Here is a 16,651-nt window from a genome sequence, read left to right as displayed (position 1 = left end):
CATACGCCCCCAGCTTCCCCCCCTACCCTTACCGCCCGCTTACACCCTCGGGACGTTTGACCCACTCGAGCCATGCACGAAAAGGCCCTCGAGGCGGGCTCGAGGGCAAACGGGCAATGAACTATGTTGATGGGCTATGCCCTAGCGGTCTTTACTCGAGTGGCCTTACAGGGCCGTGTCCGGGATACACTCGGGTGGCCCCCTTTTCTCGAAGGAATTTCCAACTTGCCACAGCGACAGGGTTATCGGAAGCATAGGCTTCCGATGGGAGATCCCCGGTGAAAACCGAACCATCCTCGAGGAAGAGCGAGACACAATGATCGGTGTGACCGGGCGTATGCAGAATTTCCCCAGCAATCCCCATCTGGCCAAGGAGTTGGCGGCTCTGCTCGGACGAGATGACGACGTTACCTTCTTCTGTAATATCAACGTAGCCGTCCCCGGGCTTCGTCCAAGTTTTCATCACAGGGATGGCAGCCACTTGAACCTCGAGTACGAGAAGGGGAACGCCCTCCCTCTTCAATTCCTCTGCAAGCCCCGCGTGGTCAATGTGGTAATGGGTGGCAAATGCGTAGCGAATCTCGTGAAGGGGTATCCCCATCTTCCTGAGGTTGGCCTTCATGGTCCCGAGAGTCCCTGGCCAGCCGATGTCGACAAGCAAGCGAGAAGAGCCCGCGCTTACAACCCAGTAATTGGTCGAGCGGTAACCAACGTTCACAATGGTTACGGCTTTTGCTATGCCCATAGCATATACACATCACGTCGCTCAAGGTTATGAATGGGTCATGCGCGTCGCGTTCGCTTCGTACCCACCCCCGCCGGGATAGTGCCACGCGCCATTCAAGGTCGTACCATCGCTACTGAAGGTTCCTCGATAATATGCTGGAGAACCGCGTTCGCCAAACCAAATCGTCAGTGTATCCCCGTCCAAGTCGTATACGTAGTCAAGCGTCTCCCCTGTACTGCTGTAGTAGCGGGAGTGAATATCCGGACTTGGCTCCTCGCCGTAGCGGTGGAGGTGTCCAATAATCTCTATGCCCTGTATTCGCTGACCGCCTTGCGCTTCAAGGTTGACGTGCTGAATCAAAAAGAAGCCACCAGCCATCCACTCGTAGCGTACCGTTCCGCTGACATCTCCCGACATCTTCCAGGTTCCAACTAGCCGATCCAACGGCTTGAGGTCGGGATTCGGCGTTACGGGTTGCTTTCCCTGAGTGCTCGTCGTTTCGTCAGCCATACTCCATGTTCCTTCCTAGCCTAGTTGAGTGCTCTTCGCTTGACTTTAACTCATCTGAAGCCCGCACGGGAAGCGTTTGTCCGCACGCCGATGGGAATGCGAATCTTCCCGTGGGGTACTTAGCTGAGTGCGGCCTAACGTCGAAAATAACCGGACGGCAAAAGCTGCGCTTTTGCCGTCCGGTTGTATGCAATAGCGGTGGGACACAACCTTTAGACCCAGCAGACGTGAGGACAAATGACCTGCCGGGGTTGCCTAGGCTAAAGCTGCGGATGAACCGGGTGCGCTGGCAACTCGACAAAGAAGGCCGCATCGCGGCCTGGAGTTCGGGGGCTGCCGCGTTTTTCCGGCTGTCTGCCGAGCAGGTGCTGGGCAAGCGCTGCGCCGAGGTGGTGGCGGGAACCGACGGGTTTGGCCGCCCGCTGTGCGTGCGCTGCCCGGTGCAGCGGGAGATCAAGCACGGGGCGTACCAGGCCAGCACCGCCGTCTCCTGTGGGGGTAAACGCCTGATCTGCCAGGGGCATGTCGGCTTTGGGGTTCACATCGAGCTGAAGCCGGAGAAGCGGACGGACTCGAGCGAACCCCTGGCCTCGCTCTCCTGGGCCGCACGCAAGCTGGCCGCCGAGCCGGGCAGCTTCTTTCAGACCTTGCAGGTCTTCCTGGGCAGCCTGCGGCGGGCGCTGGGGATGGAGGCAGCCGAGCTCTTCCTGGCCGACCCCCAGGAGCACTACCTGGTGCTCAGCGCCTACGACGGCGTGCACCGCGAGGCCTTCCTCGAGAAAGCCTGGTTCGCCTGGGGCGAGGGCTATCCGGGGTTGGTTGCCCTTGAGCACCACCCCCTGCTCACCCACGACCTCCCCTCCGACGCCCGCTACCTGCGGCTCAAGGTCAAGAAGCTGGGCTACAGAACTTATGTCTGCTATCCGCTGGAACTGCCCCTGGGTGAACAGCGAGCTTTGCCCGCCTGTCCCGAAGGGGATCGTCCCCAAGGCCTCATCGGGGTACTCAACCTGGCTAGCCGCGACCCCGACGCCGACGACGAAGTACTGCTCGAGCAACTCACCCTGATCGGGCCCATGCTCGCAGCCTCGCTCTACACCGTACTCACCCGGCTGGGCGAGGCGGGGCTGCGGGCAGTGGCGGGTGCCCTGCACGCGCAGCCCAAAGGGCAGGGGATCGAGGCCTTCCTCGAGCAGAGCGCCCAGCTTAGCGGGGCCGCGTGCGTGCGGCTGCTGCTGACCGATGGCCAGACCTACGTCCACGGCAAGGGCAACCCCCCGAACTGCGGCTTCGCCGAGCGCTGCCCGGTGTGGGAAGGGCAGATCCTGGGTGTGCGCGGCGGAGTGGCCGCCTGTCCCCACGTGGGGACGGGCCAGCCCCGGCAGTGCCTGCCGCTGTGGTCGGGGCCCAGGGTGGTCGGGTTGCAGCAGCTCTTCTTCACCCGCCTACCCCCCATCGCCAGCCAGGCGGTGGCCCCGGTGCTGTGGCTCGAGCGGCTGGGTGCCGAGGTGTTGTGGCCCGAGCAATGCTCTGCTAGCCCCGTGCAGGAGCCCTGGCTCGAGCTGCGCACCTTCGGCGGCTTGCAGGTGCGCAGGGAGGGCAAACTCCTCACGCCCAGAGCTTTTGGCCGCCGCCAGACCCTCACCCTGCTCAAGCTGCTGCTGGCCCACCGGGGCCAGACCCTGTCGCGCGAGGAGCTGTGCGAGCGGCTGTGGCCTGGCGAGGAGCCCGAGGCCACCCAGGCCCGCCTGCACGTGCTGGTCCACGACCTCAGGCAGGCCTTGGAGCCCGATCCCGCTCAGCCCCGGCTCATCCTGCGCGAGGGCGAGGGCTACCGCTTCGCCCCGCAAATCCCCTACTTCCTCGACGTCGAGCGCTTCGAGCAGCTCATCCACCGGGGCGATGGCCTGGAGGGCATGGCGGCCATGGAGGCCTACCGCCAGGCCCTGCTCTTGTACAAGGGCGACTTCCTCAGCGACGAGCCCTATGCCGACTGGGCCGAACTCGAGCGCACCTACCTGCGCGAGCGCGCGGTGGGCGCCCTGCTGCGCAGCGCCGAGATCGCCCGCTCGCTGGGCCAGCCCCGCGAAGCCCTGGAGGCCTACCGCCGCATCCTCAAGCTCGACCCCTGGCGCGAGGAGGCCTACCGCGCCCTGATGCAGCAGCTCGTGGAGCTGGGGCAAAAGCTCGAGGCCAAGAGCCTCTTCAGCCAGTACCAGACCCGCATGCAACGCGAGGGCCTGCCCATCGACCCCAACCTTGCCAGACTGGTGCAACCGGCATGACCCACAGCCCTCAGGTCCAGGAGATCCTGGCCCAGAGCCCCCTCTTCCAGGGCCTCGGCGCGCCCGAGCTCGAGGCCCTGGCCGCCGTGGCCAGCCTGCGCTCCTTGCCCAAGGGAGAGACGCTGTTCCTCGAGGGTGACCCCGTCCACGCGCTGTTCATCGTGGCGCGGGGGGTAATCAAGGTCTACAAGATGGACCCTCAGGGACGGCGCCAGATAGTGCTGCACCTCGAGGGCCCCTACCATGCGGTGGCCGCGGTGGCCGTCTTTCTGGAGAAGCCTCATTACCCAGCCTGTGCCGAAGCCCTGGAGGACAGCCTCCTGCTGGCCATCCCCACCGAAGCCTTCCAACGCCTGCTCGAGACCCACCCCGCCCTCTCCCGCGCCCTCATCCGCTTCCTGGCCCGCCGCCAGGGGCAGCTCGTACACCTGCTCGACCGGCTGGTGTTCCACGAGGTTGCAGCCCGCCTGGCCGAGTACCTGCTGGGGCGGCTGGAGGCTGAGGGCCAGGGCTTTAGCCTGCCCACCAACCCCGAGCTCGCCGCGTTGCTAGGCACCGTCCCCGAGGCGGTGAGCCGCAAACTGGGCGAGCTGTTTCGCCGAGGGCTCATCCGGCTCGCCGAGCGCCGGGTCTGGATCGACGACCCCGCCGCTCTGCGCGAGGTGGCCGAGGCCTGAGCGGCGCCTAAACCCCGTAGGGGCTTGCCCGGCTCAAAGGCAGCGGCGAGGGGTTCTTTGCGCTTGTGGGCGGGTAGAGCAAAGCAACCTTGACCCAGGTCATGGCCCGCACCCGGGCGACGGGAGTGCAATGAGGCCATGACCCTTACCTACCACTACCTCCCCGACCTCCACCAGGAAGCCGCCGTCCAGCCCGACGGCATCTTGAGCCGCGTACTGCACAACGAGGGCGGCGTCCGCACGGTGATCTTCGCCTTCGACGCGGGGCAGGAGCTCACCGAGCACACCGCCAGCAGGCCCGCCATCGTACAAGTTCTCTCCGGCACAGGCACCCTCAGGCTGGGGCCGGATGCGCTCGAGGCCCGCCCCGGCACCTGGGCCTATATGCCCGCCGGGCTGGTCCACGCCATCCGGGCCGAAAGTCCCCTCACCCTGCTGCTAACCTTGCTCCCCAAGGAGTGAAGCCATGGCCGCACAGCCCAAGACCGTCAAAGTTCCGCTCAAGACCGTGGCCTTGCCCAACGAGCACGGAGGCTGGGGATTTACGCTCGAGCCCATCCTGCTGGGCTTGCTGGTTGCCCCCACGCTCGCCGGGCTGGGGCTGGGCCTCTGCGCCTTGGCGGCCTTCTTCACCCGCCACCCGCTCAAGCTCTGGCTGGCCGACGTGCGCAAGGGCCAGCGCTTCCCCCGCACGCCTGTTGCGGGGCGCTTTGCCCTGGCCTATGGCAGCATCGGGGCGCTGGGCCTGCTTTTGGCCTTGGTGAGGGCCGAGGGGCCTTTTTACTGGCCCTTGCTCGCCGCCCTTCCGCTCATCGCCGTGCAGCTGTGGTTCGACGCGCACAACAAGGGCCGCAACCTGCTGCCCGAGCTCGCCGGGGCCATCGCGATGGGCTCGGTGGCAGCGGGGATCGGGCTGGCGGGGGGCTTAGAGCCTTCGCTGGCGCTGGGGTTGTGGCTGGCGCTGGCTGCGCGCGCATATGCCGCCATCCACTACGCCCGCACCCAGGTGATGCGGGCCAGGGGGCTCACCGTTCCCTTCCGCCCCGCCTACCTGGCCCAGCTCATCGCCGTCGGCGGGCTGCTGCTGGGGGCTACCGCCGGCTGGGTTCCTTGGCTGGGCGTGCTGGCGGTGGGGCTGTTGCTGCCCTTCTCGGCCTACACCTTCGCCCGGCCCCCGGTGCCCGCGAGGGTGGTGGGCTGGAGCCAGATGGCCTTTGGGCTGCTGGTGGTGGCCCTTACCGCGCTGGGTGCGCGGATGTAGCCGCAAGCCTCAGGGGGGCGATTGCTGGCGGCGTTTGCGCTCCTCGGCCATCTGGAGCAAGCGCTCTTTGGTGAAAACCCGCTGGCTCATGGCGTAGGCGAACACCGCCACCGCCCCAGCCTGCAACAGCCCGCTCAGCGCCAGGGCCGGGCGCAGGCCGAGGTTGCCGGTGTAGAGCATCAGCGGCTCGAGCACCAGCCGCAGCAGCAACCCGGCGTTGAGCAGCCCGTAGGTCAGGCCCTCGAGCCGCTCCTGGCGGATCTGGCCGGGGCGCGGCATCATCCAGTAGGCCACGCCCATCACCATCGAGAGGAAAAAGCCCACCAGCCCGGCGTGGACGTGGGTGGTCTTGAAGTAGCCCACCAGCGCGGGCCAGAGGTAGAAAGCCGAGCCGGTGAGGGTGGTGTAGAGCAGGTAGAACAGGCTCGAGCGCACGAACAGGAATTGCCAAAACGACACGGTCGCTCCTCGGGGTCGGGTTGAGTCGGGCTTATCCCTCCAGGCGGTGGCGGTTAGGGCCCTGGGAGAGCCGGCGGTTTTTCTCGATGTAGCTCATCCACTGCTCGGGCAGGTCTTCCTCGGGGTAGATGGCCGAAACCGGGCAGGCCGGCACACAAGCCCCGCAGTCGATGCACTCGTCGGGGTGGATGTAAAGCTGATCGCCCCCGTCGTAGATGCACTCTACCGGGCAGACCTCCTGGCAACTGCGGTCCTTCACGCCGATGCATGGCTCAGCGATCACATGGGGCATGGCTTAGCTCCTTTTCTCGATCAGCAGCTCGACCTGGCCCGGGCCGAGCTCGCGCAGGGCATAGGGGTGGCCGTCCTGTGCCAGCCGCGCCAGCAGGTGTACCGGGCGGCGCACGTGATGTACCCGCAGCCGCTGGCCGGGCTCGAGGCGGGCCAAGGCCTCCAGCACCCGCATCATGGGCAGGGGGGGCTCGAGGTTGGCCTCGATGGTGACCTCGGCGGCGTAGCTTGCCCAGTCGGCTTCACCCAGGGTTCGCGCCGCGCGGCCCTTTGCTTCTTGCTCCCGCTCTCGCAGGAAGTGCACCCGGTAGTGCTCGGGGCCCAGCTGCTCGCACCAGGCCACGAAGCCCTGGCGCTGCATCACCCGGTACAGGGGCAGCGGCTCGAAGGGGGCCTCCAGGCACAACCGCTGCCCTGCGGCCACCTCGCGCGCCGCGGCCATGATGGCCCCGAAAGGCTCGCCCCCCGCGGCCAGGATGGGCCGCACGTCCAGGTGAAAGCCCACCGGGGCGGCCAGCCAGTCGGGCGGCGGGGTTCCCAACTTCGACTCGTTGCCCACCGAAGCCTTCTCTCCGGCGACCTCGAGGCCCAGGGCCCGGTTGAGCCGCTCGATCAGCGCGCCGGGCTCGAGCCCCCCAATCCGCGCGGCCTGGGCCAGGGTGACCAACCGGGGCATGGTGCGCCGCAGCAGGGGGTTTTTGAGCTTGGCAAAAGCCGGGCTGGCCTCGATGAGCACCCCCAGAAGCTGGGGATGCGCTTCGAGCAGTTCGCTCACCCGCATCTCGGGCCGGATCACGGCTACCCCTTCTTGCCGATCCTCACCCGCCAGACCTCGGGGCCTTGCTCGAGGTACGCCCAGGCGAAGCGCCCGCTGCGCTCGGCGCTGAACTGGTAGAAGAGCGGCTTGGGGTCGTGGTCGTTGACCAACTCGAAGGCAGTGCCGGGCTCGAGGCTGTCGAAGAGGTTGAAGATGGTGGGGTGGCGTTCGCGGGGAGCGATGGCGCGGACATCCAGGGTTCGCAGGGTCTGCATAGGTGCCTCCTTACACCCCATAGCCTGCCGGCTAGGGCTCGAGCCCGCCATGACCCAAGTCATGGCCCGCGCAGCCGGGTGAGCCCTAGGGTGAAGGCGATGACGAGCCCCTTCCCCAGCCAAAACAAAAGCCTGCCGCTCAGCCTGCCCTTGGGTTTCTTCGGGCTGGCGACGGGCTTTTGGTTGTGGGGCCTGCTGTTGCTGGCCCTGCACCCCGAGGCCTTGCAGGCTGCGCGCCATCCGGTGCTGCTGGCCGCCAGCCACCTGCTGTTCTTGGGCTTTGGCGTGGGGGTGCTGGTGGGGGCCATGCATCCGCTGGTGCCGGTGGTGCTCGAGGCCCCCCTTCCCCACCCCTCCTGGGGCTACCCCACGCTGGCCCTGTGGGGAGCGGGCCTGCCCTTGCAGGCGTGGGGCTTCCTCGAGGCCGAGCCCCGTTGGGTCGCGCTGGGCGGCGGCCTGGTTCTGCTGGGCCTGCTGCTCTTCGCCGCTCACATGGCGCTGGCCTTCCGGCGGGCGGTGCGGTGGAGCCCCGTGGCCACCGCGCTGGCCTGGGTGAGCTTCTACCTGGTGCTCACCCCCCTGCTGGGGATGCTGCAAGCCCTCACCCTGCGAATGGGCTTCTACGACCCCGAGCGGCTGCTCTGGCACGTGCTGGCCGGGCTGGTGGGCGTATTTGTGCTCTCCATTCTGGGCGTCGGACACAAGCTCGTCTCGATGTTCACCCTCAGCCACGGGGTGGATGAAAGCGTGCTGGGGCTTTTGCTGTGGCTGCTCAACCTGGGCCTGCTGGGCTTGGCGCTGAAGCAGCCCATGGGGCTGGGCCTGCTGGCGCTGGGGGTCGGGCTGGCCTGCTACGACACCTTCTGCATCCTGCGCCACCGGGTGAAGCGGGTGCTGGATGTGGGGGTGCGGCACTACCTGGCCGGGCTGGCTTTCCTGGTGCTGGCGCTGCTGGCCCTGCTCGCTGGGCAGACCTTGTGGGCCGGGTTGTGGTTTGGCCTGGGGTTTGTGGCCCTGATCGTGAGCGGGATGCTCTACAAAATCGTGCCCTTCCTGGTCTGGACCTACCGCTATGCGCCCCGGGTGGGCCTGGAAACCGTGCCCGCGCTCAAGGCCATGCTCCCCGAGCAGGCTGCGGGCTGGGCGGGGAGGCTGCTGGGGCTGGGGGCTTTGCTCGCTCCCTTCTGGCCACCCGCCTTCTGGCTGTGCCTGGCTGGGGGCGTGCTGTGCGCGTATGCCCTCGAGGAGGTGCTCCGGTCATGAACCCTTTGGAAGAACAAGCCCGCCGCCTGCTCACCCAGGTCTACGACCCCGAGTTGGGGCTGGACGTGGTCAACCTCGGCCTGATCTACGACCTTCGCGTAGAGCCACCCACCGCCTACGTGCGGATGACCCTCACCACCCCCGGCTGCCCCCTGCACGACTCCCTGCAGGAAGCCGTGCGCCGGGCCCTCGGCGGGCTCCCCGGCGTCGAGGCGGTCAGGGTCGAGCTGGTCTGGAACCCGCCCTGGACCCCCGCGCGGCTTTCGCCCGAGGCCCGCAAGGCGCTGGGCTGGGGCTAAGCCGTGCCCGGGAACGAGGCGCGGAGGGGTCAACGGCAACTACGAGCCGGAAGGGTCAAGTTGCACACGAGGGTGGAAGCGGGCGTGTTATATAGGGTTTGAAAGAGCGACCTTTCCCCGGAGGCGTGGAAGCCTGACCCCTCGAGGCCGCCCCATACGGCGACCGATTGGGCGCTTAGGGCAGGCGGAGCCAGTGGCGCAACCGGCCGGGGGACTTGTCAGCCTGGTCTCCCCTACCGGGTTATGTCGGGTCTCCAGCCGAACCGGGCTGTTCTGAGCCCCAACCAGGAGACCCGTTGCATGACCCTCCCCTTCCGATTCCCTCCCCGGCGGTATTCCTTGCACCTATGGGGCGGCTTGGCCCTGCTTCTCCTCTACATCCTGGCCTTCCCTCAGCTCTACGCGGCTTCTGGCCGAGGGGCCGCAGCCCTATCTGCCATCTGGCTTTTCCTCCTGGGTTGGGCTGGCGGGCCCACCGCGGGCTTGTTGTGGGGCACGGCCAACATCCCCCTGCACCTGGGCCTCTATGACAGGGTGGGATTATCCCCCAACGAACAACTGCTCCACATCTTCTCACCCGGCTTCATCACCGGAGTGCTCACCGGCTGGGCGGCGGGCCAGATACGCCAGCTCGTGGAGGCCTATCGCTTCAAGGAGCGGGCCCTGCGCTTTTTAGCCCGCCTGGGGTCCCTTACGGCCAAGGCCGCGAGCGAGGAAGAGCTCTTGCACATGGTGCCCATCCTGGCCACCGAGGTCGGGAGTTATTGCTGCTCCATCCTCTGGCGAGCCCATCCCGATGGGCGGCTCGAGCCCGTAGCCTGGGCGTCACCGGACGACTGCCTGCAGGTGCGGGAGGGGCACTTCGAGGTCGTGCGCGAGGACAGGGTCCTGGCCCGTGCCGCTCTGGGAGGGCTACGCTGGGATCAGGGCTCGCTCGCCGCCAGCCGAGCAATTCGCGAAGGACGCGCGGTCGTGCAGCCGGACGTCGTCCGCCTACCCGCTTATCCCATGAGCGAACTGGCCCGCGCCCTGCGCTACCGCGCGGTGCTGGGTGCCCCCATTTGGGTAGATGGCCAGATCTGGGGGGCTCTGGTGGTGGCCGCCGCCGAGCCCAGGGCTTTTGCCGATGAGAAAAGCTCGCTCCTGGAGGAGGCAGCCCGCGGGGTGGGCATGGCCCTGGAGCGCCTGGCGTTGCGGCTGACGCTGGAGGAGCTGGCCATGGGGGATGCCCTGACCGGCCTGCTCAACCGGCATGGCTTCCTCGAGCGGGCCTCCGCCGTGCTGGAGGCAGCCAGAGCCGAGGGCAAATCGGCCATACTGCTGTTTTTGGACCTAGACCGCTTCAAGGTGGTCAACGACACCCTGGGCCACGCCGCCGGGGACCGACTGCTGGCCGAAGCAGCCCAGCGGTTACAGGGGGTCATCGGCGGGCAGAATCCCCTGGGCCGGGTGGGCGGGGACGAGTTCGCCGTGCTCCTGTACGGCTCCTCCGATTCGGGAGCCTTGCAGGTAGCGCGGCAGGTGCGTGAAGCTTTGCGACGGCCCTTCAATCAGGCCCAGCAGTTCTTCACCCTCAGCGCCAGCCTGGGGATGGCTCGCTTTCCCCAGGACGGCCTCGAGCTCAACGAGCTGCTGCGTAAAGCCGATATCGCCATGTACCAGGCCAAGCGCTCCGGCGACGGGATGTGCTTCTTCGACGCAAGCAGCGACCGGGTGCTGCACGAGCGGCTGGAGCTGGAACGGGGCTTGCGGCAGGCTCTGGCCGAGGGCGAAATTCAGCTCTACTACCAACCCGTGGTCTCCTTGCCCAGTGGGGCTGTGGCCTTCTTCGAAACCCTGGCCCGCTGGCGGATTCCCCCCGGCGTGTTCGTGCCGCTGGCGGAGGAGGTGGGGCTGTCGTGGGAGCTGGACTGCTACATCCTCTCCCGCGCCCTAGCCCAACTCGCGGCCTGGGAGCACAAAGGCTACCCGGCCACGCTGAGCGTCAACCTCTCCCCCCGCTCCCTCACCGAAGCCGGGCTGCCGGATTTCTTGCAGGCCGAACTGCGGCGCCATCGCCTCTCGCCTCGGCGCCTGATCCTGGAGATCACCGAGGGGGCGGTGGTCAGCCAGGGGGGAAGGGCCGCCCTGAACCGGCTCAAAAGCACCGGGGTGGTCCTGGCCCTCGACGACTTCGGTACCGGCTATTCCTCCCTCGAGCAGCTCAAGACGCTGCCGGTGGAGCTGATCAAGGTGGCCCGGCCCTTCGTCAAAGATGCGGGCCATGGCCCCAAGGACACCGCCGTGGTGCGGGCCGTGCTCACCCTGGCCCAGGAGATGGGTCTGTTGGCCGTAGCGGAGGGCGTGGAGAGCGAGACTCAGCGGGATCTGCTCGAGCGCATCGGCTACCGGCTGTTGCAGGGCTACCTCTTCTCCAAACCCCTCCCTGCCGAGGAGGCCCTGTCCTGGAAGCCACCCGCCCCTTCCGAGCACCCCTGACGCGGCCTTCGCCCCCAAGCCGGGATGGGCCGTGGGGAGCTTTCAGGCCGGGATATACTCTTTATTGTCCTTTCGGCGCTGCTTTTACCCATCCTGCGAGAGCTTCTATGCGAGTAGACCTCAATGCCGATGCCGGCGAATCCTTTGGTCAGTGGAAGTTGGGCCGAGATGAAGCGCTGTTTCCCCTGATCAGCTCGGTCAACGTGGCCTGCGGCTTTCACGCCGGCGACCCCCTGACCATAAAACATACCCTGGCCCTGGCCCAACAAACCGGCCTGGCGGTGGGGGCCCACCCTGGCTTCCCCGACCTGGTGGGCTTTGGGCGGCGCGAGTTGGCGGCCACGCCCGATGAGGTGTATGCCGACGTGCTCTACCAGGTGGGGGCCTTGAGCGCCTTTCTGAAGGCGGTGGGCATCCCCCTGCACCACGTCAAGCCCCACGGCGCGCTGTACAACCGGGCCACCAGAGACCTCCAGACGGCTCGAGCGATCGCCCAAGCAGTCAAGGACTTCGACCCTGGGGTTCCGCTGGTGGTACTACCCGGCACGCCGCTGGAGTCCGAGGCGCAAGAACTGGGGCTCTCCACCGTGGCCGAGGCCTTCCCCGAACGCGGGTACAGCCGCGACGGGCGCTTGGCTCCGCGTGGCAGCGCCGGGGCCTGGATTTACGACCCCGCCCTAGCCGCACGGCGGGCCGTGCAGATGGTGGTCAAAGGCCAGGTGGAGGCGGTGGATGGGGGCCTGGTGCCGATACGCGCACAAACCCTGTGCATCCACGGCGACAACCCGCAGGCGGTGGAGATCGCCATAGCCGTGCGGAGCGCACTGCTGGCCGAAGGCGTCGCAATCGAGAGCTACTGAATCCCACACCCCCGCCCGCATGACCCTCATCGGCTTCTATCTGCGTTTCTCTGAGCGGCTCGACCCATCGGCCAATGCCCGGCTGCTGGCTTTGGTGCAGGCCTTGCTGTCCGACCTGCTGCCGGGGATCAGCGATATCGTGCCCGGATACGTCAACGTGTATGTCGAGTTCGATGCCGAGCGGGTTTCCAGGGGCCAGGTGGAGCGCTGGCTGAAGAGGCATCTGCGAGCCCTTTCCGGAGCAGGGGTGGGAAGGCAGGTGGAAGTACCGGTGCGCTACGACGGAATAGACCTGCCCTGGGTGGCGGCGCAGACGGGTTTGTCCGTGGAAGAGGTGGTTCGCCTGCACAGCCAGCCCGAGTACCGCGTCTTTGCCACCGGCTTCACGCCGGGCTTTCCCTTCCTGGGGCCCCTGGACGAGCGCCTGCGGCTGCCCCGCCGCAGCAACCCGCGTCCGCTGGTACCGGCCCATGCGGTGGCGGTGGCTGGCAACCAGACCGGCATCTATCCGCTACCCTCGCCAGGAGGATGGCATCTCATCGGCACAGCTCTGGTACCAATGTACGATCCCCACCGCGCGGAGCCCTTCTACCTGCAGGCGGGCGACCGGGTGCGCCTGGTACGTGCCGAGGGCCCCCCTCCGGCCCTGCCGCGGGCAATTTCCCTGTTACCCCTCGAGCCGCGCCATCCGGTCTTGCAGGTGGAGGAGCCGGGACTGCTGGACCTGGTCGTGGATCAGGGACGGCGCATGGGGGGTCGCTTGGGGCTGGCGATGGCGGGAGCGCTGGATGGGCGCTCAGCCCGCAACGCCAACGCACTGCTGGGCAACCCCGCCGACGCCCCCTTGCTGGAAATCACCCTCAAAGGCCCCGTCCTGCGCGTGCTCTCGCCGGTGGTGGCGGCTTTTGCAGGCTATGGTCTGGTCCCGCTGGTCAACCATGAACCGGTGGGGCCAGCCCGGAGCTTTGCCCTGCGCAAGGGGGACGTGCTGAGCTTTCGGCAGACCGGAGAGGGGGTGCGGGGCTATCTGGCCCTGGCCGGTGGCATCGAAAGCGGGGTGTTCTGGGGCAGTGCCAGCACCGATGTCAGGGGCCTGATCGGCCAACCCTTGCAGGCTGGGGACGTGCTGGGGGTAGCAGCGCCTAAAGCGGTGCGGGCCGGGTTTGGCTTCCATCAGACTGCCCTGCCTGCCCAGGTGCGCGTCCGACTGCTGCCCGGACCACAGTACAGCCCGGAGGCTCTGCGGGCGCTTTGTGCAGCCCCCTTCACCCTCGAGTCGGGGGATCGCATGGGCTTGCGGCTGGAGGGGCCCGAGGTCCCGGGTGGCGAACTCATCAGCGAGGCCACCCCGCTGGGAGCCTTGCAGATCACCCCCCAGGGCCAGCCCATCGTTTTGCTCAACGACCGGGGGCGCATCGGCGGCTACGCCAAACCGGCACTGGTTCATCCGGCCGATCTGGCCCAACTGGCCCAGTTGCGTCCAGGGCAGCGGGTGTGCTTCGTAAAGCCTGGTTCGTTCGGACACTGGGACACCGAATACACCGTCGCATAGATGCCTGTACGGGTAGATCCTTAAATCCCGGGTTCGCGCTGTCCCTCCCCTGCTAGGAGAGGGTAGTGTCTCTACGACGCCGTACTGAACACCTTTCCAAGGAGGGTCTTGTAAAACGAAAAACCGGGGCTTTTGAAAACCCCGGTTTTTCTCGTCCTGGACTGGTGCCAAGGGGCGGAATCGAACCGCCGACACTGCGATTTTCAGTCGCATGCTCTACCGACTGAGCTACCTTGGCCCGCGGCGCGCCGGGCGCGGCGCGAGCTTCGGCTACGCACGGCACGCGTTTATGGCGGCCCGGACGGGACTTGAACCCGCGATCTCCCACGTGACAGGCGGGTATGTTAACCAACTACACCACCGGGCCAGAATTTCGGCTGCTTTGGGCTTTCCAAAGGCAGCACATAGGATGATAGACGAGGCAGCCGGGCCTGTCAAGGCAAGGCCATGAGCGAGCATCCCTCGAGCCCCTTGAGCTGGCGGGAAGTGCTGGCCCGCCACAAAAGCCTGCGCGGCATCGCGCAGGGCAGCCTCCTGGTCGATAGGGGAGAATCCGGCTACCGTAACCGCTTCCTCGCCGATGGACGGATCGTATATCCGGGCGAGGGCCTCGAGGGCAACCAGCAACCCACCCGGGGGAATGCCATCCTGCTCGAGGCCCTGCAAACCGGGAGCCCTCTGCGGGTCTTTCTGCGCGAGGGAGTCAACCGCTGGCGGGACCTGGGTTTCTACCGGGTCGAGGGGGTGGAGTACCGTTTGGAAGAGGCCGAAAGGCGGTACATCTACTGGTTCACCCTGGCTCCCGTGGAAAACGGTGGAAAGTTTTCCACAGGTTAAGGCAGTTATCCACAGACTTATCCACAGGCTTCCACAATTGACCGGGAATTATCCACAGCTTGCAAAAAAGCCCGCAGCTTATCGGGGGATTTGAGCCCTACAGCCTCTTCGACCCCGCTCGAGACGTCCACGGCGTAGGGCTTGAGGGCCAAAACCGGGCCCAGATTCTCGGGGGTCAGGCCCCCTGCCACGATCAGGCGGGGGTGGTGGCGGAGGGGCTCGAGCCACTCCAGCGGGTAACCCTGGCCGCTGCCGGGACTCGCGCCGTCGAGCAGCAAAGCGTCGGCAGGGTAGTCGGCGAGGCGGGGATCGGCGGGGCCGGAGAGTTTGAAGGCCTTGACGACCGGGAAGTGCGAGCGCAGGGCCTCGGCCCACTCGGGGGGCTCGTCGCCGTGGAGTTGCACCACCTGGAGGCGGGCGGTGCGCATGGCCTCGAGCACCGCCTCGGGGGGCGCATCCTGAAACACCCCCACGCGGGCGACGAAGGGCCCCAGCACCCGGCTGATGAGGGCATAGTGCTCAGGAGGGCGGTAGCGCTTGGAGCTGGGCACCAGGATGAAGCCCAGCGCCCAGGCCCCCCAGCGCTCGGCCAGGAGGGCGTCCTCGAGGCGGGTGATCCCGCAGATCTTGGCCTTGACCACGACTCCCAGTGTAGCGGCTGGAGCTCCCCCCTGCTGGATCTGGCTCAGGTAAAATCGGGCGATCCACGTTGAGGAGAGCCCATGGTCCAGCACGCCCATATCGACCGCAGCAAAGTCCAAGCCCTGATGGAGCGCGAGAAGGCCCTCTTCGCCGAGTGCCACCCTCAGTCCCAGGCGCTCCACCGGCGCAGCCAGGAGTCCCTGCTGGCCGGGGTCCCCATGCACTGGATGACCCGCTGGCCCGGCGGCTTCCCGCTCTTCGTGGCCGAGGCCAGAGGGGCCACCTTCCGCGACGTGGACGGCCTCGAGTATATAGACCTCTGCCTGGGCGACACCGGGGCCATGACCGGGCACTCCCCACCCGCCGTGCTGCCCAAGATCACCGAGCAGCTCGCCAAGGGCATCACCACCATGCTGCCCAGCGAGAACGCCTTCTGGGTCGCCGAGGAGTTGCAGCGCCGCTTCGGCCTGAAGTACTGGCAGTTCGCCCTCAGCGCCACCGACGCCAACCGCTTCGCGCTCAGGCTGGCCCGCGCCGTCACCGCTCGCCCCAAGGTGCTGGTGTTCAACGGCTGCTACCACGGCACGGTGGACGAGGCCTACGTGAGCTTGGTGGGCGGCGAGGCCCGAAGCCGCCCCGGTAACATCGGGCCGCAGGTCGACCCCACCCTCACCTCCAAGGTGGTGGAGTGGAACGACCTGGAAGCCCTCGAGGCCGCCTTAGCCCCCGGCGACGTGGCCGCGGTGCTGGCCGAGCCGGTGATGACCAACGTGGGCATCGTGCACCCCGAGCCGGGCTACCACCAGGCCCTGCGCGAGCTGACCCGCAAGTACGGCACCCTGCTGATCCTCGACGAGACCCACACCCTCTCGGCGGGGCCGGGGGGCTACACCCGCACGCACGGCCTCGAGCCCGACCTGCTCACCGTGGGCAAGCCGCTGGGGAGTGGCATCCCCGCCGCCGCCTACGGCTTCACCGAGGAGTTCGGGCACAGGGCGCAGACCGCCATCCAGCCCCCCTACGCCGATACGGGGGGCATCGGGGGCACCCTGGCCGCCAACGCGCTCTCGCTGGCGGCGATGCGGGCCACGCTCGAGCACGTCCTCACCGAGGAGGCCTACGAGCGCATGATCGCGCTGGCCGAGCGGCTGGAGTGGGGCGTGAAGGGCGTGATCGCCAAGTACAAGCTCCCCTGGCACGTCACCCGCGTGGGCTGCCGCGTCGAGTACCTCTTCCGCCCCAACCCCGCTCGAAACGGCTCCGAGGCCCTGGCCGGCCAGGACCCCGACCTCGACCCCTTCATCCACCTCTACATGCTCAACCGCGGTGTCCTGCTCACCCCCTTCCACAACATGGCGCTGATGTCGCCGGCGACGCTCGAGGAGCACGTGGACCGGCATACCGAGGTGTTCACGCAGGCGGTGAAGGAGTTGCTGTAGGGGCGGTCAGTCCCCTCCCCAACCCTCCCCGCGTGCGGG

18 protein-coding genes and 2 tRNA genes are annotated in these 16,651 nt (G+C 67.3%); 11 read left to right on the top strand and 9 right to left on the bottom strand.

Features of this window, described 5'->3' with window-relative positions; all coding sequences use genetic code 11:
* Window positions 1-151: 151 nt before the first annotated feature.
* Window positions 152-745 (bottom strand): MBL fold metallo-hydrolase, encoded by a 594-nt coding sequence (locus B047_RS0114900; protein WP_018467774.1) that lies wholly within the window; start codon window positions 743-745, stop codon window positions 152-154.
* Window positions 746-772: 27 nt separating this feature from the next.
* The gene (locus tag B047_RS0114895) at window positions 773-1,237 is read right to left on the bottom strand and encodes a hypothetical protein (protein ID WP_018467773.1); all 465 of its coding nucleotides are present in this window, start codon (window positions 1,235-1,237) and stop codon (window positions 773-775) included.
* 227 nt (window positions 1,238-1,464) lie between these two features.
* Here B047_RS0114895 and B047_RS0114890 point away from each other — a divergent pair, with 227 nt between their 5' ends.
* The 4 genes from B047_RS0114890 to B047_RS0114875 all read left to right on the top strand — a co-directional run bounded on the left by B047_RS0114890 (window position 1,465) and on the right by B047_RS0114875 (window position 5,460).
* The gene (locus tag B047_RS0114890; RefSeq protein WP_245533757.1) at window positions 1,465-3,522 is read left to right on the top strand and encodes an AfsR/SARP family transcriptional regulator; all 2,058 of its coding nucleotides are present in this window, start codon (window positions 1,465-1,467) and stop codon (window positions 3,520-3,522) included.
* Window positions 3,519-4,199, top strand: coding sequence for a Crp/Fnr family transcriptional regulator (locus tag B047_RS0114885; protein ID WP_018467771.1), 681 nt, complete (start codon window positions 3,519-3,521; stop codon window positions 4,197-4,199). The genes B047_RS0114890 and B047_RS0114885 overlap by 4 nt, the downstream gene beginning before the upstream one ends.
* A 138-nt stretch (window positions 4,200-4,337) precedes the next feature.
* Window positions 4,338-4,661, top strand: coding sequence for a cupin domain-containing protein (locus B047_RS0114880; RefSeq protein ID WP_018467770.1), 324 nt, complete (start codon window positions 4,338-4,340; stop codon window positions 4,659-4,661).
* A 4-nt stretch (window positions 4,662-4,665) separates the two neighbouring features.
* The gene (locus tag B047_RS0114875; protein ID WP_018467769.1) at window positions 4,666-5,460 is read left to right on the top strand and encodes a YwiC-like family protein; all 795 of its coding nucleotides are present in this window, start codon (window positions 4,666-4,668) and stop codon (window positions 5,458-5,460) included.
* A 9-nt stretch (window positions 5,461-5,469) separates the two neighbouring features.
* Here B047_RS0114875 and B047_RS0114870 read toward each other — a convergent pair whose 3' ends face one another.
* From B047_RS0114870 to B047_RS0114855, 4 genes are read right to left on the bottom strand one after another with little or no spacing between them, the layout of a single operon-like run.
* A complete protein-coding gene (locus B047_RS0114870; protein WP_018467768.1) occupies window positions 5,470-5,919 on the bottom strand; it encodes a hypothetical protein in 450 nt (149 codons plus the stop codon).
* A 31-nt stretch (window positions 5,920-5,950) separates the two neighbouring features.
* Window positions 5,951-6,211 carry an indolepyruvate ferredoxin oxidoreductase subunit alpha gene (locus tag B047_RS0114865; protein WP_026234945.1) on the bottom strand — a complete coding sequence of 87 codons (261 nt, stop codon included), beginning with the start codon at window positions 6,209-6,211 and terminating at the stop codon, window positions 5,951-5,953.
* A gap of 3 nt (window positions 6,212-6,214) precedes the next feature.
* Window positions 6,215-7,006 (bottom strand): DUF2249 domain-containing protein, encoded by a 792-nt coding sequence (locus B047_RS0114860; RefSeq protein ID WP_018467766.1) that lies wholly within the window; start codon window positions 7,004-7,006, stop codon window positions 6,215-6,217.
* A 2-nt stretch (window positions 7,007-7,008) separates the two neighbouring features.
* Complete coding sequence (locus tag B047_RS0114855; RefSeq protein WP_018467765.1) at window positions 7,009-7,242, bottom strand: DUF2249 domain-containing protein; 234 nt, start codon at window positions 7,240-7,242, stop codon at window positions 7,009-7,011.
* Window positions 7,243-7,341: 99 nt separating this feature from the next.
* Between B047_RS0114855 and B047_RS0114850 the strand changes: the two genes are divergently transcribed.
* From B047_RS0114850 to pxpB, 5 genes are all read left to right on the top strand, one after another.
* The gene (locus B047_RS0114850; RefSeq protein WP_018467764.1) at window positions 7,342-8,505 is read left to right on the top strand and encodes a hypothetical protein; all 1,164 of its coding nucleotides are present in this window, start codon (window positions 7,342-7,344) and stop codon (window positions 8,503-8,505) included.
* Window positions 8,502-8,804 (top strand): metal-sulfur cluster assembly factor, encoded by a 303-nt coding sequence (locus B047_RS0114845; RefSeq protein ID WP_018467763.1) that lies wholly within the window; start codon window positions 8,502-8,504, stop codon window positions 8,802-8,804. The genes B047_RS0114850 and B047_RS0114845 overlap by 4 nt, the downstream gene beginning before the upstream one ends.
* Before the next feature lie 357 nt (window positions 8,805-9,161).
* Window positions 9,162-11,282, top strand: coding sequence for a putative bifunctional diguanylate cyclase/phosphodiesterase (locus B047_RS17330; protein WP_169336607.1), 2,121 nt, complete (start codon window positions 9,162-9,164; stop codon window positions 11,280-11,282).
* A 107-nt stretch (window positions 11,283-11,389) separates the two neighbouring features.
* Window positions 11,390-12,142, top strand: coding sequence for a LamB/YcsF family protein (locus tag B047_RS0114835; RefSeq protein ID WP_018467761.1), 753 nt, complete (start codon window positions 11,390-11,392; stop codon window positions 12,140-12,142).
* A 19-nt stretch (window positions 12,143-12,161) separates the two neighbouring features.
* Complete coding sequence (gene pxpB, locus B047_RS0114830; protein WP_018467760.1) at window positions 12,162-13,694, top strand: 5-oxoprolinase subunit PxpB; 1,533 nt, start codon at window positions 12,162-12,164, stop codon at window positions 13,692-13,694.
* 162 nt (window positions 13,695-13,856) lie between these two features.
* Here pxpB and B047_RS0114825 read toward each other — a convergent pair.
* A tRNA-Phe gene (locus B047_RS0114825) sits at window positions 13,857-13,932 on the bottom strand.
* Window positions 13,933-13,984: 52 nt separating this feature from the next.
* Window positions 13,985-14,061: transfer RNA gene (locus tag B047_RS0114820), tRNA-Asp, on the bottom strand.
* An 80-nt stretch (window positions 14,062-14,141) separates the two neighbouring features.
* On the opposite strand from B047_RS0114820, the gene B047_RS0114815 reads away from it, so the two are divergent.
* Window positions 14,142-14,531, top strand: coding sequence for an SRA domain-containing endonuclease (locus tag B047_RS0114815; protein WP_018467759.1), 390 nt, complete (start codon window positions 14,142-14,144; stop codon window positions 14,529-14,531).
* A 17-nt stretch (window positions 14,532-14,548) separates the two neighbouring features.
* On the opposite strand, the gene B047_RS16970 is transcribed toward B047_RS0114815, so the two are convergent.
* On the bottom strand, window positions 14,549-15,172 hold the full coding sequence (locus B047_RS16970; RefSeq protein ID WP_018467758.1) for a phosphoribosylanthranilate isomerase: 624 nt from the start codon (window positions 15,170-15,172) through the stop codon (window positions 14,549-14,551).
* Window positions 15,173-15,253: 81 nt separating this feature from the next.
* Here B047_RS16970 and B047_RS0114805 point away from each other — a divergent pair, with 81 nt between their 5' ends.
* A complete protein-coding gene (locus B047_RS0114805; RefSeq protein WP_018467757.1) occupies window positions 15,254-16,612 on the top strand; it encodes an aspartate aminotransferase family protein in 1,359 nt (452 codons plus the stop codon).
* Window positions 16,613-16,651 lie beyond the last annotated feature (39 nt).

It is taken from the genome of Calidithermus timidus DSM 17022 (genome assembly GCF_000373205.1).
GTDB classification, from domain to species: domain Bacteria; phylum Deinococcota; class Deinococci; order Deinococcales; family Thermaceae; genus Calidithermus; species Calidithermus timidus.
This window is presented reverse-complemented; position numbering and strand designations above follow the sequence as displayed.